This is a genomic window from Pelomicrobium sp. G1, assembly GCF_051905455.1.
Taxonomy (GTDB): domain Bacteria; phylum Pseudomonadota; class Gammaproteobacteria; order Burkholderiales; family UBA6910; genus Pelomicrobium.
This window is the reverse complement of record NZ_JBQACR010000698.1, coordinates 1-230: the sequence shown is the minus strand read 5'-3', so window position 1 is coordinate 230 and position 230 is coordinate 1. Positions and strand designations below refer to the sequence as shown.

Annotated in this window: 1 protein-coding gene; it reads left to right on the top strand. The window is 68.3% G+C overall.

Annotated features, from left to right (window positions below; genetic code table 11):
- Positions 1–68 precede the first annotated feature (68 nt).
- Complete coding sequence (locus ACTFO6_RS20180) at positions 69–194, top strand: hypothetical protein (protein WP_439936033.1); 126 nt, start codon at positions 69–71, stop codon at positions 192–194.
- The last annotated feature ends 36 nt before the right edge of the window (positions 195–230 follow it).

Sequence of the window (230 nt, the reverse complement as noted above, 5' to 3'; positions counted from 1 at the left end):
AATGGACAGTCCGTTGCCCTGCAGGTTGAGGAGGCGAGGGCGGACCTCGCTGAACGGGGAATGCCCTCGTGCCGCTGGTCGTCATGAAGGAGCGGCTTCCGCAGACCGGCCGCGATAGCGATGCCGTCCGCACCTTCGGCCGGCTGAGCGCCGACTTGGAGGCGGTCAAGGGATTGGCTTTGTCCGGCCCATGAGCGCCGCCGCACGCCTGCCCGTCATCGACGTTGCCG